The sequence below is a fragment of the Streptomyces sp. 2-1 genome (assembly GCF_048564895.1).
Classification (GTDB): domain Bacteria; phylum Actinomycetota; class Actinomycetes; order Streptomycetales; family Streptomycetaceae; genus Streptomyces; species Streptomyces phaeochromogenes.
The window spans coordinates 349,574-371,081 of sequence record NZ_CP183383.1 but is presented as its reverse complement, the minus strand read 5'-3'; the positions used below and the strand labels follow the sequence as shown (position 1 = coordinate 371,081).

Annotated in this window: 23 protein-coding genes and 2 pseudogenes; 8 read left to right on the top strand and 17 right to left on the bottom strand. The window is 66.3% G+C overall.

Features of this window, described 5'->3' with window-relative positions:
- Positions 1 to 98 precede the first annotated feature (98 nt).
- The 4 genes from ACN20J_RS01830 to ACN20J_RS01815 all read right to left on the bottom strand — a co-directional run bounded on the left by ACN20J_RS01830 (position 99) and on the right by ACN20J_RS01815 (position 3,548).
- Entirely contained in the window at positions 99 to 818 is a 720-nt protein-coding gene (locus ACN20J_RS01830) for an SGNH/GDSL hydrolase family protein (RefSeq protein WP_419664970.1), read from the bottom strand.
- A complete protein-coding gene (locus tag ACN20J_RS01825; protein WP_419664969.1) occupies positions 815 to 1,282 on the bottom strand; it encodes a cupin domain-containing protein in 468 nt (155 codons plus the stop codon). The genes ACN20J_RS01830 and ACN20J_RS01825 overlap by 4 nt, the downstream gene beginning before the upstream one ends.
- Before the next feature lie 82 nt (positions 1,283 to 1,364).
- Positions 1,365 to 2,201, bottom strand: coding sequence for a helix-turn-helix domain-containing protein (locus tag ACN20J_RS01820; RefSeq protein ID WP_419664968.1), 837 nt, complete (start codon positions 2,199 to 2,201; stop codon positions 1,365 to 1,367).
- Between the two features lie 285 nt (positions 2,202 to 2,486).
- Entirely contained in the window at positions 2,487 to 3,548 is a 1,062-nt protein-coding gene (locus ACN20J_RS01815) for an AraC family transcriptional regulator (RefSeq protein WP_419664967.1), read from the bottom strand.
- Between the two features lie 143 nt (positions 3,549 to 3,691).
- Between ACN20J_RS01815 and ACN20J_RS01810 the strand changes: the two genes are divergently transcribed.
- Positions 3,692 to 4,444, top strand: coding sequence for an SDR family NAD(P)-dependent oxidoreductase (locus ACN20J_RS01810; protein WP_360067891.1), 753 nt, complete (start codon positions 3,692 to 3,694; stop codon positions 4,442 to 4,444).
- A gap of 53 nt (positions 4,445 to 4,497) precedes the next feature.
- Here the strand turns inward: ACN20J_RS01810 and ACN20J_RS01805 are convergent, their stop codons facing one another.
- Positions 4,498 to 4,668, bottom strand: a complete 171-nt coding sequence (locus tag ACN20J_RS01805; protein ID WP_259334162.1) for a hypothetical protein — start codon at positions 4,666 to 4,668, stop codon at positions 4,498 to 4,500.
- A 354-nt stretch (positions 4,669 to 5,022) separates the two neighbouring features.
- Between ACN20J_RS01805 and ACN20J_RS01800 the strand changes: the two genes are divergently transcribed.
- On the top strand, positions 5,023 to 5,679 hold the full coding sequence (locus tag ACN20J_RS01800; protein ID WP_189845136.1) for a hydrolase: 657 nt from the start codon (positions 5,023 to 5,025) through the stop codon (positions 5,677 to 5,679).
- Positions 5,680 to 5,993: 314 nt separating this feature from the next.
- On the opposite strand, the gene ACN20J_RS01795 is transcribed toward ACN20J_RS01800, so the two are convergent.
- The gene (locus ACN20J_RS01795; protein WP_419664966.1) at positions 5,994 to 6,893 is read right to left on the bottom strand and encodes an alpha/beta fold hydrolase; all 900 of its coding nucleotides are present in this window, start codon (positions 6,891 to 6,893) and stop codon (positions 5,994 to 5,996) included.
- A gap of 57 nt (positions 6,894 to 6,950) precedes the next feature.
- Between ACN20J_RS01795 and ACN20J_RS01790 the strand changes: the two genes are divergently transcribed.
- Complete coding sequence (locus ACN20J_RS01790; RefSeq protein ID WP_419664965.1) at positions 6,951 to 7,535, top strand: TetR/AcrR family transcriptional regulator; 585 nt, start codon at positions 6,951 to 6,953, stop codon at positions 7,533 to 7,535.
- On the opposite strand, the pseudogene ACN20J_RS01785 reads toward ACN20J_RS01790, so the two are convergent.
- From ACN20J_RS01785 to ACN20J_RS01775, 3 genes and pseudogenes are all read right to left on the bottom strand, one after another.
- Positions 7,527 to 8,228 (bottom strand): annotated as a pseudogene (locus tag ACN20J_RS01785) (transposase family protein). The gene ACN20J_RS01790 and the pseudogene ACN20J_RS01785 overlap by 9 nt on opposite strands.
- Before the next feature lie 472 nt (positions 8,229 to 8,700).
- Positions 8,701 to 9,588, bottom strand: a complete 888-nt coding sequence (locus ACN20J_RS01780) for a class I SAM-dependent methyltransferase (protein ID WP_419668812.1) — start codon at positions 9,586 to 9,588, stop codon at positions 8,701 to 8,703.
- A 26-nt stretch (positions 9,589 to 9,614) separates the two neighbouring features.
- Positions 9,615 to 9,912: pseudogene (locus ACN20J_RS01775) on the bottom strand (transposase); the annotation flags it as partial.
- Between the two features lie 166 nt (positions 9,913 to 10,078).
- Here ACN20J_RS01775 and ACN20J_RS01770 point away from each other — a divergent pair.
- Positions 10,079 to 10,483 (top strand): type II toxin-antitoxin system PemK/MazF family toxin, encoded by a 405-nt coding sequence (locus tag ACN20J_RS01770; protein ID WP_419664964.1) that lies wholly within the window; start codon positions 10,079 to 10,081, stop codon positions 10,481 to 10,483.
- A gap of 110 nt (positions 10,484 to 10,593) precedes the next feature.
- Here the strand turns inward: ACN20J_RS01770 and ACN20J_RS01765 are convergent, their stop codons facing one another.
- The 7 genes from ACN20J_RS01765 to ACN20J_RS01735 all read right to left on the bottom strand — a co-directional run bounded on the left by ACN20J_RS01765 (position 10,594) and on the right by ACN20J_RS01735 (position 17,671).
- Positions 10,594 to 11,121, bottom strand: a complete 528-nt coding sequence (locus tag ACN20J_RS01765) for a MerR family transcriptional regulator (RefSeq protein WP_419664963.1) — start codon at positions 11,119 to 11,121, stop codon at positions 10,594 to 10,596.
- A gap of 90 nt (positions 11,122 to 11,211) precedes the next feature.
- Positions 11,212 to 12,054 (bottom strand): alpha/beta fold hydrolase, encoded by an 843-nt coding sequence (locus ACN20J_RS01760; RefSeq protein ID WP_419664962.1) that lies wholly within the window; start codon positions 12,052 to 12,054, stop codon positions 11,212 to 11,214.
- Positions 12,055 to 12,190: 136 nt separating this feature from the next.
- On the bottom strand, positions 12,191 to 13,498 hold the full coding sequence (locus ACN20J_RS01755) for a glutaminase (RefSeq protein ID WP_419664961.1): 1,308 nt from the start codon (positions 13,496 to 13,498) through the stop codon (positions 12,191 to 12,193).
- Between the two features lie 124 nt (positions 13,499 to 13,622).
- Complete coding sequence (locus ACN20J_RS01750) at positions 13,623 to 14,015, bottom strand: GNAT family N-acetyltransferase (RefSeq protein WP_189845129.1); 393 nt, start codon at positions 14,013 to 14,015, stop codon at positions 13,623 to 13,625.
- 77 nt (positions 14,016 to 14,092) lie between these two features.
- Entirely contained in the window at positions 14,093 to 14,761 is a 669-nt protein-coding gene (locus tag ACN20J_RS01745) for an NADPH-dependent F420 reductase (RefSeq protein WP_419664960.1), read from the bottom strand.
- Entirely contained in the window at positions 14,758 to 15,828 is a 1,071-nt protein-coding gene (locus ACN20J_RS01740; RefSeq protein WP_419664959.1) for an LLM class flavin-dependent oxidoreductase, read from the bottom strand. The genes ACN20J_RS01745 and ACN20J_RS01740 overlap by 4 nt, the downstream gene beginning before the upstream one ends.
- A 1,375-nt stretch (positions 15,829 to 17,203) precedes the next feature.
- Complete coding sequence (locus ACN20J_RS01735; RefSeq protein WP_419664958.1) at positions 17,204 to 17,671, bottom strand: MarR family winged helix-turn-helix transcriptional regulator; 468 nt, start codon at positions 17,669 to 17,671, stop codon at positions 17,204 to 17,206.
- Between the two features lie 321 nt (positions 17,672 to 17,992).
- Between ACN20J_RS01735 and ACN20J_RS01730 the strand changes: the two genes are divergently transcribed.
- The 4 genes from ACN20J_RS01730 (at position 17,993) to ACN20J_RS01715 (ending at position 20,793) form a co-directional block, all read left to right on the top strand.
- A complete protein-coding gene (locus ACN20J_RS01730; RefSeq protein WP_419664957.1) occupies positions 17,993 to 18,301 on the top strand; it encodes a GNAT family N-acetyltransferase in 309 nt (102 codons plus the stop codon).
- A 31-nt stretch (positions 18,302 to 18,332) separates the two neighbouring features.
- On the top strand, positions 18,333 to 18,740 hold the full coding sequence (locus ACN20J_RS01725) for a (4Fe-4S)-binding protein (protein WP_419664956.1): 408 nt from the start codon (positions 18,333 to 18,335) through the stop codon (positions 18,738 to 18,740).
- The gene (locus ACN20J_RS01720) at positions 18,730 to 18,855 is read left to right on the top strand and encodes a hypothetical protein (RefSeq protein ID WP_419664955.1); all 126 of its coding nucleotides are present in this window, start codon (positions 18,730 to 18,732) and stop codon (positions 18,853 to 18,855) included. The genes ACN20J_RS01725 and ACN20J_RS01720 overlap by 11 nt, the downstream gene beginning before the upstream one ends.
- A gap of 198 nt (positions 18,856 to 19,053) precedes the next feature.
- Positions 19,054 to 20,793, top strand: a complete 1,740-nt coding sequence (locus tag ACN20J_RS01715; RefSeq protein ID WP_419664954.1) for a pyruvate dehydrogenase — start codon at positions 19,054 to 19,056, stop codon at positions 20,791 to 20,793.
- Between the two features lie 226 nt (positions 20,794 to 21,019).
- On the opposite strand, the gene ACN20J_RS01710 is transcribed toward ACN20J_RS01715, so the two are convergent.
- Positions 21,020 to 21,508: a carboxymuconolactone decarboxylase family protein gene (locus ACN20J_RS01710; RefSeq protein WP_419664953.1), complete on the bottom strand. Its 489-nt coding sequence runs from the start codon at positions 21,506 to 21,508 to the stop codon at positions 21,020 to 21,022.

Here is a 21,508-nt window from a genome sequence, read left to right as displayed (position 1 = left end):
CAAGCCAGACGAGCCGGATGTCGTAGGCGTTGACCGCCTGGATCGGATGCCACCTCGGCGCGGTGGATGGCATCCGACTGGCCTGGCACCGGAACCAGTTACGCGCTGTGGGTCAGCAGACCGGCGTCGATGACCTCAGCGATAAGGGTGGCGCCGCGGCTGTTCTGGTGGATGTGGTCGGTCGTGAGCACGAGACGGCGCCGCCGCGAGATCGTGTCGAGGCTGCGGCGCAGCACTGCGTGCTGGACCAGGACGCCGACGGCCGCTGCGGGCGTCACCTCCCGGTATGAAATCGGTGGCGGGTCCGCTTGGCGTAGTTCCTCGATCTGGCGTTCGTGGAGCGGAAGGTAGGCGACCTCGTTGGTGGCGGCGACCTCGGCGATCATCCGGCTGTACGCCAGCGATGCCTGTGCCGCTGCTCCGTCGAGTTGTTGGCCGAGTACCGGTAGCGACAGCAGACCGATCGTCGCGTCGGTGTCCGCTCGCAGCCGTGCGACGACGGCTTCCAGGCACTGTTGGAACCAGGCGGCCGACGGGCGCTCGGGGAGCTGTTTGCGCTTCATGGCCTGCTCGACGGGGTAGCCGGCAAGGCTCGCTCGGGCGTCGTTGGTCCCGATCAACACGGTGATCACATCGGGTGGGTTCGTGACGACAGCGTCGAGGCGCTGCAAGAGGTTGTAGGCGAAGTCGCCGTTGGCGCCGATACGGGCAAGCTGCACGTCACCGGGAGGGTGACGTCGTCCGAGAAGATCCAGGTAGTCGACGCTGAACTGCGCGCGGGTGAGGCTGTCGCCGAGGCAGGCGATGCGTGTCGTCACGGCGCTTCCTCCGGGCTGGGCGCGACGGGTTCGGTCGGGCGGGTGTCGGTCCGAGGGCGGTGGTCGGTGCCGAGGGTCGCAGTGATGGCCAGGATGGACGTCGGCCCCTCCACGTCGACCACGTGCCATACCCCGGCCGGGTTGATGGTGGCCTCGCCCGGCCCGAGCAGAATGTGGTCGGGCACCCCGTCCACGTCGCGGGTGACCGTCACGGACCCGCTGAGGCAAACGACCAGTTCGTCGCCTGCGGGGTGGCTCTCCCAATGGTCGCCGAGCCCGTCGCCGTCGAAGATCATCACCATCCGGCCCTGGGCGCCGTCTGCCGCGACCGCGGCGCTGTAGGCCTGGAGCACCTCCAAGTCCCAGGTGAAGCCCTCGACGGGTTGCGCTCTCGATCCCAGTCCGAGGTGCACGGGGGTGGTCCGCAGGTCCACGGCATTGCGTTCGTGGTTGACGAGTCTCATGCCGACGATCGTCCACGCCAGCGATCGGGCCGTCTTGAAGAAAAGGGAAGAGAAGCCGAGGTGACGGGCAGCCGGTTGGCGGTTACCCGGCTCCTAGGAGGACTTCGCCGCGACGCCAGGCCGTCGGCGATCGACCCGTGAACTCGCGCCAGTCCCTGACGAGATGGGCCTGGTCGGCGTAGCCAGAGATGGTTGCCACATCGCCCCACGGGGGCGGGTCCTGCGCCGCCGCCATTTCGTGCGCGTGCTCGAAGCGCAGGACTCGGGCGAAGGTCTTCGGCGACAGGCCCACCTCGCCGCGAAACCGCTCGGTGAGGTACCGACGGCTCCAGCCGAGTTCCGCGGCGACCGCACCGACCTGGACGCAACCCCGCGCGGCGACGAGGCGGCGCCATGCCTCGGCTACCTCGGGGCGTACCCAGCGCACATGGTCGCCGCAGGCGCCACGGCCGACAGCTCGGAGGAGCAATTCGTCCAGCGCGGTGAACCGCGCCGCCCATGTTGTCGCCGATCGGAGCCGGTCGACCAGTTCGACGGCAAGCGCTCCGAGAAGCTCGTCAAGTGGGACCAGTCGGTGTGCGAGTTCGGCGGCGGGCATGCCGTAGATGGCCCGGGCCCCGAGCGGTGTCAGCGATACCTGAACACCTTGCTGGCGTCCGTCGTGGTGAATCGCGACGGACCGGCACATCAGACCGCCGGCCACGCTGTCGAATGGGGTGACCGGTGACCCGTCGTCGACGCCCGCCGCCACCTCCAAAGGATCTGACAGGCTGATCACCGCAGTGAGCGCGCGGCTCGGCGGGCCGCAGTGCACCCCCGTCGGGAGCCCGCGGAGGTCGAAGCCGACATACGAGTCGACGTACTGCCGCAAGACGGGCGCCGGACGTGCACCGATCACGGTGGCCGTGTGGTCCTCCATTTTCGTCAGTGTACGAGCCGCCCAGCCCAGGAAGATCACCATCCAAGGACTGATCATCGCCGTTTGCGGCTGGTGACTCGGTTCTTACCGGCACCCCGTCGCCACCGCGAGCCGGTCTTCTTCAAGTGGCCGCGTATCAGGTTGGCGAGATAGTTCAAGGTGGCGCTCGACAGCGGCAGGCGGGCGGTCCAGGCAAGGCCGTCAGGGCCCTCGACGGCGTGGTTGTCCTTCCTCACACCGAACTCAACTGCCGTCGGGAGCCCGCCGGTTACGCCCCGTCGACGCTCACCGCGGCACTGCTGGTACACATTCGCGTTCATGACGCGTGCCTGCGTCGTTGGTAGTGGTGTCGGCGGGCGGTGTATTGATGTCTTCGTCGTCGGCGTGAGCGGCGCAGCTGAGCACAGGACGCCTCCTTGAGCTTCCGTTCGCGGCCGAGTGCGGTGGCTGCCGTGCCTGGTTCCGGAACTGTGCGGGCGATGAGCCGACCACGCGGCGGAACGCGGTGCTGAACGCGCTCTCGGACAGGTAACCCGTGGCCCGTGCGAGCTCGGAGATCGACAGAGTGTCGCGGGCGAGGGCGTCGCGGGCGAGGCTCATGCGCCATTGGATCAGGTACTCCAACGGCGGGACCCCGACGTGGCTCTTGAAGGCCTGGGCGAACGTGGAACGTGACATGTGGCTGATCTCGGCGAGCTCCTTGAGGCTCCAGGAGTGGGCTACGTCCGCGTGCACGGCACGCAGGGCGGCACCGATGCCGTCCTCGTTCAGGGCGCCCAGCCAGCCGGTGGGCCGGTCTGTCTGACCGGCGTGTGCACGCAGCATGTGCACGAGCAGGATCTGTGCGAGGTGGTTCTGCACCAGAGGGCCGCCGGCGGCGGCGACCCCGACCTCGGTGGCCAGGAGATCGATCAGTTGCGCGAGCCGCCTGCCATGAGGATCGGCGACGCGGACGACCACGAGTGGCGGCAGAAGATCGGTCAGGAGGGCCGCGTTCTCGTCGTCGAACGCGATGTGCCCGACGCAGAGGTAGAGGTTCTCCTCGGACTCCGGGCCGATCCGCACGAACCCGTCTTCGGCACCCGCCAACACCGGCTCCGCGGGGCGGGGGCTTGCGTCGGGCGTGCTGCCCAGTACGTAAGGCGGCGGGTTGCCCAGCATGAAGGTGTCACCCTCCTGCAGAAGCACCGGCTCGTGTCCTTCGAGGATCAGCCAGCACGTTCCGCGCACGAGGCCCCCGATCCGTACGTGCAAGAACGTGTCGAAGCGCAAAGCCCACTCTCCTGCGGCCAGGAGACTGGGCCCGATCACCGTGTGGGGCCGGAGCAGGCCGATCGCGTCAGCCACTGGATCCCGAAATCCGAGCACCGACAACACCTCCTGGACGATGCGTAAAGAACGCCGGACTCTGCATTATGGATAGTATCCCCGATCTCCCGCAGTATCGATGTCGAACGGATCGGCATCGAGACAGTGACGGAGACACTCACATGGGACAGCTGGAAGGCAAGACGTCGGTGGTCACCGGGGGCAGCACCGGTATCGGTCTGGCCACCGCCGTACGGCTGGCGGACGAGGGCGCGTACGTGTTCGTGACCGGCCGACGCGAGTCCGAACTGGAGGCCGCCGTCAAGACCATCGGAGCGGACCGGGCCACTGCGGTCGTCGGCGACATCTCGAAGCCGGAGGATCTGGACCGGCTCTACGAGGCGGTCCGGGCGAGAGGCAAGGGTTTGGACGTGCTCGTGGCGAACGCTGCGGTCGGTGCGTTCGTGACGCTGGAACAGACCACCGAGGAGCACTTCGACCAGACCTTCGCGGTCAACGTCCGAGGCACGCTGTTCACCGTGCAGAAGGCGTTGCCGCTGTTCAACGACGGAGCCTCGGTCGTCCTGGTCGGTTCGACGGCCGGCGACCGTGGAGTGGAGGCGTTCGGCGCGTACGCGGCGTCGAAGGCGGCCGTCCGGTCCTTCGCACGGACGTGGTCCAACGAGCTCAAGGGCCGTGGCATCCGGGTCAACGCGGTCTCGCCGGCATGGATCGAAACTCCCGGGGGCACCGCCGCTTTCGGCGACGAGGAGACCGCCCGGGCCGTCAAGGAGAATGTCGCCGCGACCGTGGCCAAGGGCCGCATGGGCCAGCCCGAGGAGGCCGCCGCAGTCGTGGCCTTCCTGGCCTCGGAACAGAGCAGCTACGTCGTCGGCGCGAACATCTACGTCGACGGCGGCACGAACCAGATCTGAGCAGGCACCACACGGTGGGTGGCATCTGAATTGTTCCAGCTTCTGTGCCGCTACTACTGGGAGCGTGCGGCGAACCGCCCGTCGCCTCGCTTGCGCAGCCAGCCGCGGTCGGCGAGCTTGGTCATCTTCGCGCGCAGCGGCTCCAGCTTGCCGCGCACCGTCACCTGAAGGCCCAGTTCCTCGCCCACCGGCCTTACCTGGACGGGGCCGTCGGCGGCCCGCACGATCGCCAGGATCCTGCGGTAGCCGGTAGCCGGTAGCCGGTAGCCGGTAGCCGGCGGGCGGCGGGCGGCGCGGCCTCGTCGGGATTCTCGCTGCGGTGCGGGATCAGCAGGACCGCCCGCATCGCAGCCCAGTTGCGCTTCACAGACGCCGATGGCCATGCCTGGCCGGCTCGCCAAAACGCCCAACTGCGAAGCTGGTTGACGTGTCAATCATCGACATCTAGCGTAGGTGACGCGTCAACCAAATGGTTTGAGGTCGCCAGCCCGGCCAGCCCGTATCTGCCACTGCGGGGCATAGAGATGTCGGTGCACTGCCGGAGACCCGCGGACGCAAAGTTCCAGAAGGGGAATCTCGTGAGTACTGAGAACAAGGCCGGACTCGGCGCGCTGCTGACGCCCGAGGAGAGTGTTCTCGCACTCATCGACCACCAGCCGTTCCAGGTCGCCAACCTGCACAGCCACGAACCGACGATGGTCATCAACAACGCTGTCGGGCTGGCCAAGGCTGCCAAGGTGTTCGACGTTCCGACCATTCTGACAACCGTCCTGGAGGAGCGTGGTGGCCTTCTCATCCAGGGCCTGCAGGATGTGTTCCCGGAGCAGAAGCCGATCAACAGGACCTTCATCAACACCTGGCAGGACGAGCGCGTCGTGGATGCCGTCAAGGCGACAGGACGCAAGAAGCTGATCATTGCCGGCCTCTGGACGGAGATCTGTGTGGCCATGCCGGCGATACAGGCGGCGGGCGAGGGCTTCGAGGTCTTCGTCGTCACCGACGCGTCGGGTGGCGTCTCGAAGGAGGCCCACGACATGGCGGTGCAGCGGATGATCCAGGCGGGCGTGGTCCCGATCACCTGGATGGCTGTGCTGGGCGAGTGGCAGCGCGACTGGGCCCGCGAGAAGACCGTGCAGGGCGCGGCCGAGGTCCAGGCGCAGCATGGCGGTGCCAGCGGTGTGGCCTTCGCCTGGGAGATGCAACTCCTGGCGACGCCCACCGGAAGCGAGGCATGACAGCGCCGCCACGTCGGCACCGATCCGTATCGGGTACTGCCTGTCGTTAACCGGTCCCCTCGCGGACAACAGCAGGTCGGCTCGTCTCGCTCATGAACTCTGGCGTCAGGACGTCAACATCCGATTCTCGGCGCCAAGTTGAATGCCGAGAAGTACGGCGTACAGGTGCCTTCACGAAGCCGGGTATCCGCTGTCGTTCCCATCGGATGGCGAGGTGTTTGAGCTGGTGGAGGGGGGCGAGTCCTGCTCGAGGCGTAGTGGAGTTTGTGAAGCTCTGCCTGTTGTTCGCGAAGTTCAGCTGTGTGGCGTGCCTGCTACCGGTTGGCCACGAGGAAGTCCTCCAGGATCTCGACAAACCGCGCCGGCTGCTCCTCGGCCGGGTAATGGCCGCAGTCGTCGAGGACGACCCCCGTGACGTCGTCGGCCGCCAGCCGCATCGTCTGGGCGACATTCGCGCCGCTCCACAGCGCGCCGCCGACGGCGAGCACCGGCAGCGTCAGCCGGGTCTTGCTGCGCTGCTCGTTCTGCGCGATCGTCTCGTCCAGCGCCCGGTAGTACGCGAAGCTCGCCCGCAGCGCGCGAGGATCCGCGGCGATCGCGTCGACGTAGACGTCGACGGCGTACGCGGGTATCGCCGTCTGCGTGGCGGCCTTCGTGGCGAACTGCCAGCCGAAGAAGAGCCGTTCCCGTCCCCGGACCAGTTCCTCGTTGAGGTCGGTGAGCCGGTTGAAGCCGAACTGCCAGAGCTTCAGGTTGACCGCGGCCGGGCCGAAGAACGGCGGGGACGGCGTGAGCCCGGGGATCACTGCTTCGACGATGGCGAGCCGGCCCACCCGCTCGGGGTGATCCGTGGCGAGGGCGTATCCGGTCCACGTACCGATGTCGTGGCCGACCACGTCGAACCGGTCGTGCCCGAGCACGGCCATCAGCGCGACCAGATCGGCGGACAGCGTGCCGGCGTCGTACCCGTCGTCGGGCTTGTCGGAGAGCCCGGCCCCGCGCGAGTCGACGGCGACGACGGTGTGCCGGCGGGCGAGCGCGGACATCACATGTCGCCAGGCGTACCACGTCTGGGGCCACCCGCCGTTCAGCAGCAGCGCCGGGCCGTCCCCACCGGTGACCGCGTGCAGCCGTAGTCCGTTCACTTCCACGAGTCGGCTGGTGAAGACGTCGAGGAATCCGTCAGGCAGCCGCAGCGAACTCAAGGTTGTCATGCCGGCGACCCTACCCATCTTTGAACGATCGGTACAAGATGTGTAGGCTGACGGACCATGGCAGGCCGCAAGCAATTCGACGTGGACGAGGCACTACGACGTGCGATGCACGTCTTCTGGCGCTGGGGGTATTCGGAGGCCTCGATCGATCGCCTGACCGAGGGCACGGGCCTGGGCCGGGGCTCGCTCTACGGCACCTTCGGCGACAAGAGCACCCTCTTCCGCAAAAGCCTCCAACGGTACGCGCAGACCTACCACCCGCAGTACGAGCAGGCACTGTCCGGCCCCCACCCGAGCCCGAGCGCCGTCGTGGCCGCCTACCTGCGGGTCACCCTGAACCGCATCGCCGACCCGACGGTCCCGGATGGCTGCCTGCTCACGGTGTCGGCAACGCAGTTCCCGGCTCTCGACGCGGAGGGCCAGGCGATGGTCCGGGCCATGATCGACGGTTTGCGGGCGATGCTGGAGCAGGCGCTGCTGGCGGCGGGGGCCGATGAGCAGGAGGCGGCAGAGGTGGCGTTGTGCACGCTGGCAACGAACAAATCTCTGGCAGTGCTGAGCCGTGCTGGCTTCTCTGGCGAAGACCTGGCAACCGTCGCGGCAGCCGCCGCTAAGAATGAGCCTTTTCCAACCTCACGCTGATGCGTAGTGGAGGACGAGGACGGCCTTCACCGGATTGGTGATTCGGTTGGTGCTGCAGCGGAGCTTCCGCAGGAGGCGCCGGCCCTTGAGGGTGGCCATGGCCCGCTCGCCGAGGCAGCGGATCTTGGCGTGGGTGGTGTTGTGGCGACGCTTCCATCGCTTGTGGCGGCGGCCCCGAAACGGTACTCGGACGGATCGCCGGCGCATTGATACGCCTTGTCCGCCCGGCATTTGAGCCCCGCATCGGCGAGGGCTTCGATGATCCCGTGCTGCCGCGCGGCGGTCAGGTCGTGAGTCGAGCCGGGCAGAACCGGCGAGGCCCAGAGCAGTCGTCCGATGGGATCGGTGAGGACCTGGACGTTCATGCCGTGGCGTTTATGTTTCCCCGAGTAGTACGGGGCTCCGGCGGCGATGCGGTCGATCGGCAGCAAGGTGCCGTCGAGGATGACGAACGCCTTGCACGGTCGCGATGCCGATGCCGAACACTGCGGCGAGCTGGGCGCAAGTGTCACCGCACCGCAGGTGGGCCAGGGCGAGCAGGGCCTGACGTCCGACAGGAAGGCGCCGCCACCGCGTTCCGATCTCCTGCCGCCGGGCTGTCAGTTGCCCGGTCAGGTACCGCAAGGTGCGGCTGGACAGATCAATCGAGGACGGGTAGACAAGCGCGCGAAGCTCCTGGCGGACACGGGTGATCTTGGTCGAGAACCCGTCTACCAGGAGCTGCGTCGTTGCGCAGGATGGTCCAACTCGCGGTCAGCACCGCCAGCTTGAATAGGGCTCAGTTACTCAGCCGGTGGTGCAGGGATCGTGTGTGCGATGCAGTGGTCGGGACAACCTCCGGGGAGTGTCCCGGACACCTTGACCGGATCCCGGCAGGTCACAGCTCTGTCCGGGTTTCCGCCCGAGGCTCGGTTCGTATAGGGACGACGAACGACTGCTGTACCACGCCGAAGCCCATATCCAGTGGGCCTTCATCATGCTCATGTCCCGCCCCGCTGCTAGTCCGTGGCGTCATGGAGTGCGGGTCTCCACCGGATAGGGCACGTACGTAGGTGCGTCGGTCGGGATCGATGGACAGCTGTCCGCCGGCCGGTCGCCCCGCAGGAACGAGAACGGCACGCCCCGGCGGCCGGTTCGCTGCAGGCTCGGGTGTCGGCGTGATGCTTCACAGCCGTCGGACGCGCAGCACGCCTGTCTGCATCGGGAGAGTGAACTCGCCGCGGGCGGTCTCCGGTCGGCTCGCGAGGAACGCGCGGATCCGGCCCAGCGTGGCCTCTTGTTCCTGTTCTGGCATGACCAGCACCCCCGCGCGCGTCGCGAGAGTCGCGACGAGCGTGTCGGCGGTGCGGCGCTGCCCGTGCGGGAACATTTCCTGCTCCGGTGAGCCGAACCGGGCGGGTACGCCGGTCTTTGGGAGGTGCAGGTCTGCCGTCTCGGCGCGCCAACTGGTGGGCGTGTCACGCGGGCCGATGGCCGCGCTTCCGCTGACCCGCGCGAGCTCGGAAACCCACTCGACGTCGTCGTCCATGACGTTCCACAGACCTGCCAGGATGCCGCCGGGCGCGAGGACCCTGGCGATCTCGGGTCCCGCGACGGCCATGTCGAACCAGTGCATGGCGTTGCCGGCCAGCACGGCGTCGACAGACGCGTCCGGCAACGGAATCGCCTCGGCACTGCCCGGCAGGGCACGGACAGTCGGCAGCGAGCGGCGCAGCTGGGTCAGCATCGCCGAATCGGGCTCGACCGCAACGACTTCGGCACCCAGCGCGACCAGCGTGGCGGACAACTTGCCGGTTCCGGCGCCGAGGTCGAGCACGCGTGGCCCGGACGCGGGCTCAAGTGCCCACCGCACAGCGGCCTGCGCGTAGTTGGGACGGTGCTCGGCGTATGCGACCGCCGCCGCGCCGAACGACGAGGAATGAAGCAGGCGTTCATCCTGATCCATCCGACTACCGTATCGACGCTGTCGGCGGTCGGCCACCCCCGCGTCTCCACTGCGGCGGCTGCCCGCCCCGCCACCGATGAGCCAACCACCACCAGCGACCGCCGTCACCACTCCGACAAGATCACCAACAGAGTCACGGACTCCAACGGTGTCGGTGCCTTTCTTCACGTCGCCGGTCTCGTCGACCACCAGCACCGCCTCGTCGTCGTGCAGGTGCTCCACCACGTAGTCACCCACCTCGTCGCGGACCTGGTCGGCATCCCACTTCGCCCTCCCGAGCAGCTGCTGCATGCCGTCCGGGGTCCTGTCCCCGGCCCACTCGGCGATGGTCCAGCAGTTCTTGCGCGGCAGGTCCGACAACAGGCCGAGTACCAACTTCCCGGCCCGGCGTCGGGATTCGGCCCGTGTGAAGCGTCCCGCTGTCCGGCTCATCAGGCCCTCGAACGCCTCCTGCCAGCAGGCAGGGTCTACGCTGTGGCCTGCGGCCACCGCATGATCGTTTGTCTTCACACGCCGATGGCCAACGGTGGCCGCACCCGTCTCCACACCGCGTCAGGTCGCGCAGCGTCTGCCTGCCGTCCTGTGTATTGGAGGGCTTGTGCAACGTGGCGAAGTCTGGTGGGTCCAGTTCGACGAGCGGAGGTTGGTCGTACTGCTGTCAGGAGACGACGCGTCCGGGTTCCAGGTGATGCAGGTCGTCGCTCCGGCGGGCCTCGACATGAGCGGTCTGGGCATTGAAGTGACGGTCGGCGCCGGTGAAGGGCTGCCGCTCGAAGGCGTGCTGCGGCTCGCGTTCCCGCGTCCAGGCTTCACCCCGTGTACGTGGCTGACCACCGTGTCCCGGGACGACCTGATAGAGCGGGCGGCCGTCCTGTCCTCCAGGAAGCTCAGCGAGATCGACGATGCCCTCCGACTCGCTGATCAAGTACAGGAGCGGACCCCGGCAACGACCGCGAAGTTCAGCGAGATACGGGACGCCCTCCGTCGCGGTGAACTCGGGTAGACGGAGAAGGAGCCGACGCCCGCGACGGCATGGGCGATCTCGGGCGAGATGATCCACGCTGGGCACCTGCCGCCTCGACTCCCGTGGTGTGAACTGCTGCCTTTCCTCTTTCAGTTCCTCGGCTCCCGCACTACACCCGTCTCCGCCGGGATGGCCTGATCTGTGAACAACGGGGCTTCAGTGGCACGTTCGGCTTTCTCACCGAGCGGTGTCCACGACTCGTACGTGGACACGGCTCCAGGGGCAGGGGTTTGCCGGCCGCGACAGCGTCCGTCGGCGCGGAGGCTTGCTGCGATGTCCGTCCGGGCCTTCTTCAAGCGTTCGATGTGCCGCTGGAGTTCGGCGTGGAGGTTGCGCAGGACACCCGGTGTGCGGTCGGCGTCGGCGCCGGCAGTACTGATCTGTGCGAGCGGCACATCGAGCTCTGCGAGACGTCGGATGCGCAGCAGACTCACCAGTTGCTGCACCTCGTACTGGTTGTATGCGTTGTACCGGCGCTCCGGTTCATTGAGCAGACCGAGATGGTGATAGTGGCGGACGGTGTTCACCGTCGTGTTCGCCGGCTCAGCAAGCTGGCGAGTGCTCCACGGCCTGTCGTATCCCTCCTGCGTTCGAGGGGCTATGTGGCGCCCCACCATCAGTTCGGCGCCACATACGCCCCTCGTCGGCGGCGATGACGCGGTTTCGCGTCATGAGAAGCCGTCAGGGGAACAGCAGGTCATTCGTCGTCACTTCGAGAGGAAGTCGCGCAGCGCGGTGTTGACCTCGTCGGCGTGGGTCCAGAGCAGGCCGTGCGGCGCTCCTTCGACCTCGACGTAGTCGGCCTCGGGGAGTGCCTTGTGGAATCGGCGCCCAGTGGCGTCGATCGGGAGGATGTTGTCCTTTGTGCCGTGCAGGATCAGTGCGGGCTTGCCGCTCGCGCGGACCGCCTCGACGTCGGCGCGGAAGTCCTCGATCCATGCCGGTACCACAGCGTACGCAGCCACCGGAGCGCTGCGGATCGCGACGTTCCAGCTACCGGTCACGACCTCCTCGCTGATGCGGGTGCCGAGGTTCTCGTCGAGGTTGTAGAAGTCCGCGTAGAACTGCTTGAACCAGGCGTACCGATCCGCCTTTGCGGTCGCGGCGATGCCGTCGAAGACCTCTTGCGGCACCCCGTCGGGGTTGTCGTCGCGGGCGACGAGAAACGGCTCGAGCGAGGCGAGGAAGGCGAGCTTCGCGACACGCTCATGACCGTAGCGACTGACGTAGCGGGCGAGTTCCCCGGTGCCCATCGAGAAACCGACGAGGACGACGTCCTGCAGGTTGAGGGTCTCAAGGACTGTGTTCAGGTCAGCGGCGAAGGTGTCGTAGTCGTAACCGGAGTTCACCTTCGACGACTGGCCGAAGCCACGACGGTCGTAGGTGATGACCCGATAGCCCTGGGCCAACAGCTCACGCGTCTGACGTTCCCAACTGTGCCCGTTCAGTGGGTAGCCGTGGATCAGGACGACCGGCTGCCCAGAACCCTGATCCTCGTAGTAGAGCTCGATCGGAGTACTGTTCTCCGTGCCGACGGTGATGTAACCCATGATTTCTTTCCCTTCTGGCCGACGAAACGAACGCAGGCCCAGGTCTGTATGTGGAAGCTGTGCGTTGTCGGAGGTGGTCAGAGGTCTCGCCGCTCCGCATCGGCCTGTGGTGGGGCGCGAATTCCATCATGCGCGTTCAACCGCCTTGACCTCTTCCCGCGATTGCGGCGTGTCGGTCAGCCTGATCCACGTTGTCCACGAGTGTGATTCGGCCGCCATCGCCGGGATCGGGATCGGGCATGATCGATTCTGGGTCGACGAGGTAGACCTCGTGACCATTCAGCGTCAGTCGGCGTGCGACCTCCAGCAGCACGCGCCGTGCCACGTCGTCGATCGAATAAACCCTTGTCAGGTCTACAGCCACCCTGACTTCCGCAGGTGAAATGTCCATGGCTTCCTGAACAATTCTCTCGGCTCCGGAAAAGCCGATGCCACCTTGCAGTTGCAGGACCCGGAGCGCGTTCGGTCCGCTGCCAACGACATGGCTGGACCGCACGACGGCACGCGCGGCGGCGGGGACCTCCATCACATGCAGACCCATGTCTGAAGAGAATCGTTCGAACAGTGACACTCCGCGAACGCTGTTCCCGTGACGGTCCAGTCGTGGTGAGAACGTGGCAATGCCGATCTGTCCGGGGAGCGCGCCGATCAGGCCCCCGGCCACTCCGCTCTTTGCCGGAATACCGACCTGGGTTGTCCAGTCACCAGCGGCGTCGTACATTCCACAGCTGAACATGACGCTGAGCACCTGCCGCACCACTGGTTCCGCCACCACCTGCTCACCCGAGAGAGGGTTTATCCCGCGGTTGGCCAACGTCGCGGCCATCATGGCCAGATCTCGGGTGGTGACGAGCACGGAGCACTGGCGGGTGTAGCCGTCCACGACGGCCCTTGGATCCTTGGTGAGGACGTTGTGACTGCGGAGCATGTGTGCAATGGCGAGGTTGTGGTGCGCGTTCTCCATCTCTGACGCACATACCGCCTCATCCATCTTCAGCCGACGACCGGCGAACGCCGACAGGCCGTGGAGCACGCGCTCCACACGCTCCGTCGGATTGAGGTCCTCCGCGCCGGCCATTGAGTGTACGGTGATCGCGCCGGCGTTGATCATGGGATTGAGGGGGCGCCCGGTATCGCTCTCGAGAGAGATCTCGTTGAATGCCTCTCCGGACGGCTCGACACCGACTTTGGCGAGCACAGGGTCGAATCCGCGATCAGACAGGGCCAACGCATATATGAACGGCTTGGAGATCGATTGGATTGTGAACTCGATATCGATGTCACCGGCACCATAGACCTCTCCGTCAATCATGGCAAAGGCCGCACCGAGGCGCTCGGGGTCCGCTGCTGCGAGCTCAGGGATGTATCCCGCCAGATCTCCGGACGTGTCCGACTCCACGTCTCTAAGTGCCTCGGCCAGATAGTCGGGAATGATTGGCCGCATTCGCCCTCCATGCATAATCGCCATCTTCACGCTGTGAGAACTGCGTTGCGTCCGACCTGGTACCGGGCTGCATCTGGCGGCGCTTCACAGCATCACATTGTCGGTGCAACCGGGAGAGATGACCTCACGTTTCGCCGAGCGCGGCGTGCGTGATTACTCCTATGTCGTCAGGTGTCGGCTGGCGAAATGCACCACCGTTCGCGATAAATTCGTCGCCATGCACCTGAAGATGGTGAGCGAACATCGGGCACAACGGCACGACGGTGACGTTTTCGCGAATGCTGTCTGTGAGTGCCGTGCTCACCAGCAGGGCAACCAGGCCATGTTCACCGAGATCCTGGCACACCTCGGTATGGAAAAATATTCGTTCTTCGCTTGCACCAGGTGTGGCGACGAAGTCGGCTGTGCCGACGGGTGTTCCGTCGGCGCGAACGATTGTGTAGGAGCTGATCGGGCTGGCGAGATCGAGTTCGACCGTCACGGATGCACCGGTGTTGTGAGTCAATCCTTGAGTCATCTGACTGTCCTTCTTCAGAGAGCGTCAGGGCGTGGCCACAGTTCTCCGGTCAGGCCGAGGTGCTTCTGTTCTTTGTGTTACGAGTGCTCAAAAAGTCTTGTCGGAGCAGGGGTGGCGGTAAGCACGCGAAGCCGGTCGGCGTCGACGTTGGCTCCGAAGGCGGGGGTTCCGGGCTCGAGGCGGACGCCCGCCGCGAGGTCGCCGATGGTGAGGGGGTCGAATCCGAGAGTGTCGATCAGCGCAGACACGACGGCGAGATCCTCGGGCGAGTCACCGGCGATCGCGATGGCCTTGCGTCCGAGGCCGCCGGATGGACGAGCTCCGTCTTCGAGGTCGTGGTACCCCATGTGGTTGAGGGCTTTCACGACACGCGCGCCCGTCAGGAACCGTTGAACGACTTCGCTCGAAGAGGTGTCGGGCGGGAGGATCGCTTCGCGGGGACCATCGACCTCCCACCAGTGGTTCATCGCGTCGATGACCAACTTTCCCTCCAGCTTCGGGACTGGGAGGTCGCGGTATTTGCCGAGCGGGAGAGCCAGGACCACCACGTCGGCGGCCTCCGCGGCCTGCGCCGGCCACACGGCGGTCGCTCCGGGGGTGAGGATTTTGGCGGTAAGCGCAATCTTGGAGGGGTCGCCGGACCCGGAGATCAAAATTCGATAGCCGGCGGCGACGGCCAGGCGCGCCACGACGGTGCCGACTTTCCCGGCTCCCAGAATCCCGATCGTGGTGACAGGGTTGGTCATCGCGTGGCTCCCGCCGTGGGGGCGGGCTGCTCGGTCAGAAGCTCGCGGACCCGGGGGATGACATGGGTGCCGTACAGCTCGACCGAACGTAGACGTGCGGAGGCTGAAACGGTGCCGGCGGCGGAGTAAATCATGTCGAACCGGCCCGCGTTCAGTACTCGGATGGCATGGGCGATCTTGATGGCGACCGTCTCAACCGAGCCGACGTACAGCGACCCGCGGTCCACCTCGGCGTCGAATTCTTCCCGGCGGAGTGGCGGCCAGCCGCGCTGCCCCCCGATCCGGTCGCGGATCTCCTTGTACCCAGGGTAGAAGAGCTCCTTGGCTTCTTCGTCGGTGGAGGCGACGAAGCCGGGCGAATGCATTCCGACCGGCTGTGCGGTCGTGCCGAACTCCTCGCTGGCACGCCGGTACAGATCTACGTAGGGCGCGAACCGATCGGGGGCGCCGCCGATGATGGCGAGCATGAGCCCGAAGCCGTACTGAGCGGTGCGGAGCACGGACTGCGGTGTCCCGCCAACCCCTACCCAGGTGTTGAGGCGTCCTGAATCGGTCTTCGGGTAGACGTTCGCATTGTGCAGGGCGGCGCGCGTGGTGCCTTCCCAGGTGACCGGCCCCTCGTCCAGGAGACGGTGGAAAAGGTCGATCTTCTCCTCGAACAGCACCTCGTAGTCCTTGAGGTCGTACCCGAACAGGGGGAAGGACTCGGTGAAGGAACCACGTCCGAGGATCACCTCGGCGCGGCCGTTGGAGAGCGCGTCGACCGTGGCGAACCGCTGGAACACGCGCACCGGGTCGTCCGAGGACAGCACGGTCACGCCTGAGGCGAGCCGGATGCGCTCCGTGGCGGTCGCGATGCCCGCCAGTACTGTCTCAGGGCTGGAGATCGCGTACTCGGATCGGTGGTGCTCGCCCAACGCGACCACGTCGATACCGACCTGGTCGGCAAGGACCGCTTCGGTCACTGCGGCGCGGATCGCCTGCGCGTGCGAGACGATGATGCCCTGGTCGTTTCGGGGCCGGTCTCCGAAGCTGTCGATGCCGAACTCGATTTGCGAGACATCCATCGTGTTCACTTCGTTCAACGCTTTCGTTGTGTCGGGGTGTGGCGGTGCCTGGTTCGTGACGACCTGGCGGGACGTCGGTGCCGGCCGACCGGGCCTTCGATGTCCCGCCCGTTCATGAGGTGCAGGTGTGACCTCCGCTTCTCAACCCGAACAGCGGGACTCGTGTCGCAGTCTCCTCTTTTTCACCTGCACCATCTCCGCCGATCTAGTTGACACGTAAACATGGCACCCTCTTGGTTGTTATGTCAACCAGATCGTGGCATGGCTGGTGCAGCTGCACGTCAGCGAACTGGTGCCTGGTCCACAACCGGGCCGACCGGGGCTTGTTCGGGCCGTTCGCCGGCCGGGGTTCCAGCGCAGTGGTGATCGTCGACATCTCCGACTGGACAATGAGTCGCTCCACAATCGGCGAAGCCTCTGTGCGTTGGCTCCAACTGCCGGTCGTGCGCTGGTCGCCACCTCGGGCGAGACGCGACCCATGCTCTGCGCCGGATGCGGGCACAGGGACGCGCCCGTGGGCTTCGCCGCGGAGCGGTAACCCGCTTCGAACGGATCGAATGAGATGACCTCAACGGTCACGCGCTGGTCTCCGACGGTCGTCGCAACCCGGCGAACCCAGCGGTGGTCAGCCCCTGAGTAGGTGTTCTTCCGGACGTACTCGGTAGGTGCCGGTCCGTAGCGCTGCTTGAAGGCGCGGCTGAAGTGGCTGCAGTCGACCCGCAGTTGGTCTACTTCTGAAGGAGATCGAGGGGAAGATCGTCGGCGAGCTGGACGGGCGGGTACTGCGGCCCCACCCGGCCGGTACGCCGCAGCAGGGAGTGCTCTGACTGTCGTTGGCGGTCGAGTACCAACGTAGGTCAGTGGCTTGGGGCCGGGGGAGCCGACGCGGTTGGACTGGCCGGCTTGCCGCCGCCAAGGGCGGCCGACGGGCGCGGTGCTGGCCGCGGCCGCCGTCACTACCAGTCAACTGCGCAACCGTGTAAGTCAGTTGATGCAGTACGGAGGCTGGTGCCAACGGCGAACGTGATGCGGGGTGCAGCTGCTTCTGTCCTGATCGTCGGAAGTTGACAGGTCAACCACGTTGCCCTAGGTTTCCGGGTGAAAGCTCACCTAACCTTGCGCCCTTCCGGTCCTGACGTGGAGGAGTGGAGGGAGACCCTGTATACGTTGCTGCGGCTGTCGGTGTGACCGTCACTCTGTTCGGTGCGGTCGGCTTCCATGTCGGGGCGCGGGGCCATGCCGACCCGGGGGCCGGGTGGTTCAGTGGTGGGTGAGTCTGTCGCGAAATCGGCCGACGGCCCCACGCGCCAGGACGTCCCTTCGTGCCGCGCAGGGCTGACATCTCGTGATCCAGGCAGCCGCGTCCTCCGCCCGATCAGTCCGGCTGCTTCTCCATGTGGTCCAGGACGCGCTTGGAGATCCGGCCGAGTGTGCTGAGCTGGTTGGGGGTCAGGGCATCGATGAAGAGTCGGCGGACGTGCTCGACGTGCTGGGGTGCGGCATCTTCGATCGCCTTGTAGCCGGCCGGGGTGGCGACGATGAATGCTCCGCGTCCGTCGTCGGGGCACTCCTCCTTGGCCACGAGCCCGCGTTTCGCCATCCGTGTGACCTGGTGGGACATCCGGCTCTTCTCCCACTCCACGGATTTGGCCAGATCCAGGAAGCGCATCCGCCCGTTGCCTCTTTCGGTGAGGCTGGCGAGCACGAGGTAGTCGGAGGCTGACATTCCGGAGTCGGCCTGGACGCGTCGGGACAGCCGTCCGATGAGTGTCTCCTGCATTCGGATGAAGCTGTCCCAGGCGGCCTTCTGTTCTGGGTCGAGCCAGCGCGGCTGTGCGTCCATGAGGGCAGTCTAACGAAATTGTTGACAGCTCATCTACTGGCGGTGGTGGCGATGCAACTCTCAGCGAGGCTGCGTGCGTCGTGACATCGATGCCCGTCGGTCGGGCGGGGTATGTGACAAATTTGGCCGGTTTGGAGTCAAAGGCGAGTGGTGCGAGCCGTGTCTCCTGCAGGTCCGGAGGTCGGCGCCCGGTGTCCGCTCTGTGCCGCGGACGCCCTCGTCGAAAGTTAAGTTGATGCATCAACTTTATGGGGCTAGGGTCATGTCGTGGCTGACGGAATCTGCCGCGTCGAGCGGGATCAGCCCCCACAAGGAGGACACATGACGGTCGAAGTGAGCGACGTGCCCGAGGCGAAGCGCTACGAGGCCCGCGTTGATGGAGAGTCCAAGGTGGCCGGCGTCGCGGAATACATCCGTACGACGGAACTCGTCGCTTACGTGCACACCGAGGTCGAGCCGGAGTACGAGGGCAGGGGGGTCGGGTCCGCGCTGGCCCGTACCGCCCTTGACGAGGCACGCGCCGCGAACCTGCGGGTGCTGGCCACCTGTCCCTTCTTCGCGGGCTGGATCAGCCGGCACCCCGAGTACCAGGACCTGCTGTACCAGTCCCGCAGCAAGGTCAGTGACTGAAAAGCCGAGCACGGCAGGAACGGAGGCGGGCATGAGCGAATCCGAGCAGAAGGCCTACCAGGCAGAGTCGATCACGGTGACCTTCGAGGCCAGGCGCTGCCTCCATGCCGCCGAATGCGTCCATGGCCTGCCCGAGGTGTTCGACACGACGAAACGGCCGTGGATCCAGCCGGATGAATCCACGGCCGAGCGCCTGGCGGAAGTGGTGCGGCGCTGTCCCTCGGGCGCGCTCCGGTACGAACTCGCAGAGGGCGTGGCGGAAACCCCCGACCGACCCACCACGATCACCCGCAGTGCCAACGGGCAGCTGACCGTGCGCGGGGAGCTGAGTGTGGACACGCCGCAGGGCACACGTGCCGAGACTAGGGTCATACTGTGCGGCTGCGGGCACAGCCGCCTCCAGCCGTACTGCGACCACGCGGGGCCCTGTGGTCAGTGACGCGGCCGTGCGGTTCTCCGAGTACGGCACCTCTGCCGTGCTGCGCATCGGCGACCTCCTGGGCGGGCTCGGCTCCGTCGTGGCCGGAACGGTCGATCAGATCGGTGAGGCGTGACCCTGGTGAGACGTGCAGCCGGCCCTTGACCCAGTGCGCCTGGTCGAGAAGCCGCAGTACCTGTTTCTGAAACGACCAGTGAGCCGGCCTCGGTGGCGAGCCCCGGTGCTCCTGCTCTACTAGTGGATTCATCAACTATATTGCGGCTGTCGAGCGTCATGTATGACCGGTGTGCAGCCCTAGGGGAGAAGTCCGGCGATGCGGAATCTGACCGTGGCCCAGCAGATGGTGGACGTTCTGCGTCAGGCGGGCGTGCAGCGGATCTACGGCGTGGTGGGAGACAGCCTGAACTCGGTGGTCGACGCGGTGCGTCGTACCGACGGCATCGAGTGGGTGCATGTACGGAACGAAGAGGCCGCCGCCTTCGCCGCGGCAGCAGAGGCACAGCTGACCGGCAGACTCGCGGTGTGCGCCGGAAGCTGTGGCCCGGGAAACACCCACCTGATCCAGGGACTGTACGACGCGCACCGCTCCGGTGCGCCCGTGCTGGCGCTCGCCTCGCACATCCCGTCCCATCAGATCGGTACCGGCTTTTTCCAGGAGACGCACCCGGAAAGGCTGTTCGTCGAGTGCAGCGACTACTGCGAGATGATCAGTACCCCCGAGCAGATGCCCCGGGTTCTGCGGATCGCCATGCAGCGGGCTCTTGGCAACAGCGCCGTGTCGGTCTTGGTGATACCCGGCGACGTCGCGCACGACGAGGCGACTCGCCCGACAGGAACCAGCGACCTGGTCACTGAGCGCGGCCGCGTCGTCGCGCCGGACGGACAGGTCCGGGCGCTGGCCGAGAGGCTGAACGCGGCACGGAAGGTGATGCTGTTCTGCGGCGCGGGAGTGCAGGACGCGCACGCCGAGGTCATGGCGCTCGCCGAGAAGGCTGCAGCCCCCGTCGGGCACACCCTGCGGGGCAAGGAGTGGATCCAGTTCGACAACGCGTACGACGTGGGCATGAGCGGTCTGTTGGGCTACGGCGCCTGCTTCGACGCGATGCACGAGGCCGACCTGGTCGTCCTGCTCGGCACCGATTTCCCGTACAACGACTTCCTGCCGCAGGCGCGTACGGTGCAGATCGACCATGATGCGGGCCGGCTCGGCCGTCGCACTGTGCTGGAACTCGGGGTCCACGGAGACGTCCGGGAGACACTGAGGGCTGTGCTGCCGCTGATCGAGGCGAAGCGGGACCGTACCTATCTGGACCGGATGCTGCACAAGCATGCAAAATCGCTGGAGAAGGTGGTCTCCGCCTATACTCGCGATGTTGAGCGGCACACCCCGATCCACCCTGAGTACGCGACCTCTGTCCTGGACGAACTCGCCGCCGACGACGCGGTGTTCACCGTGGATACCGGCATGTCCAATGTGTGGGCGGCGCGTTATCTGACCCCCAATGGACGGCGCCGGGTGATCGGTTCGTTCCTGCACGGCACGATGGCCAACGCGCTGCCGCACGCCATCGGCGCGCAGTTCGCATACCCCGGCCGCCAGGTGATATCGATGTCGGGTGACGGTGGACTGGGCATGCTGATGGGCGAGTTGCTCACAGTGAAGCTGCACGATCTGCCGTTGAAGACGATCGTCTTCAACAACTCCTCCCTGGGCATGGTGAAGTTGGAGATGCTGGTCGAAGGTCTGCCCGATCACGAGACCGACCACGAGCCGGTGGACTACGCGGCGATCGCCCGCAGCGCGGGCATCGAGGCGCTCCGCATCGAGCGCCCCGGGGATGTCGTCGAGGGACTCAAGCGGGCGCTCGCCCACGACGGACCGTTCCTGGTCGACCTGGTGACCGACCCCAACGCGCTGTCGATCCCGCCGCATGTCTCGGCCGCCCAGGTCAAGGGATTCGCATTCGCCGCGGGCCGGACAGTGCTCGACGGCGGCGTCGGCAAGATGCTCGACCTGGCCCGCGCCAACCTGCGAAACCTGCCCCGCCCCTGAGACAGTCTCCGTCCACAGTGAGAGCGAGATCGGTTTCATGTCCCAGCGGTCTGACGAGCGCTGGGGCAATCCGCTGTGCCCAGGCCTCTGCGGGATCAGGCAGGCATCAGCACTGAGCGGTTCATTCACGAGATGACGTACATCCTGGAACCCGGCTTGCCCCCTGGGTTCCAGCGGTCGTCACGGCACCTCCCCGTGACGCAGCGGTGGGGCGAGCGGGCCGCCTCTACTTGTTGTGAAGCGGCGGTACGGGGTGCTTGCTCATGATCGACACGCGATTGAACGCGTTGATGGTGACCGCCACCCAGATCGCGGCTGAGATCTGGTCCTCGGAGAGAACCTGTCGGGCGGCCTCAAAAGCCGATGTCTGGGTCGCGGCGTTCACCGGATCGGTTGTGGCCTCGGCCAATGCCAGGGCGGCGCGCTCCGAGGGAGCGAACAAGCCTGTGTCCCGCCATGCGCTCAGGACTCCGAGTCTCCGCGGTGATTCACCGGCGCGCAGGGCCGCCGTGATGTGCACATCGAGGCAGTAGGCGCAGCCGTTGAGTTGCGACACGCGGACGTTGATCAGTTCCACGGTGGTGCGGTCGAGCCCCGCCTCGGAGGCTGTTGCCCTGACCGCCTCCGAGACCTGCACCAGAGCATGGAAGGCCTTGGGGCTCTGTTTGTCGATGAAGATCCTGCGGGGCGGGGATATGTGGGTGGGGTCGCTCAC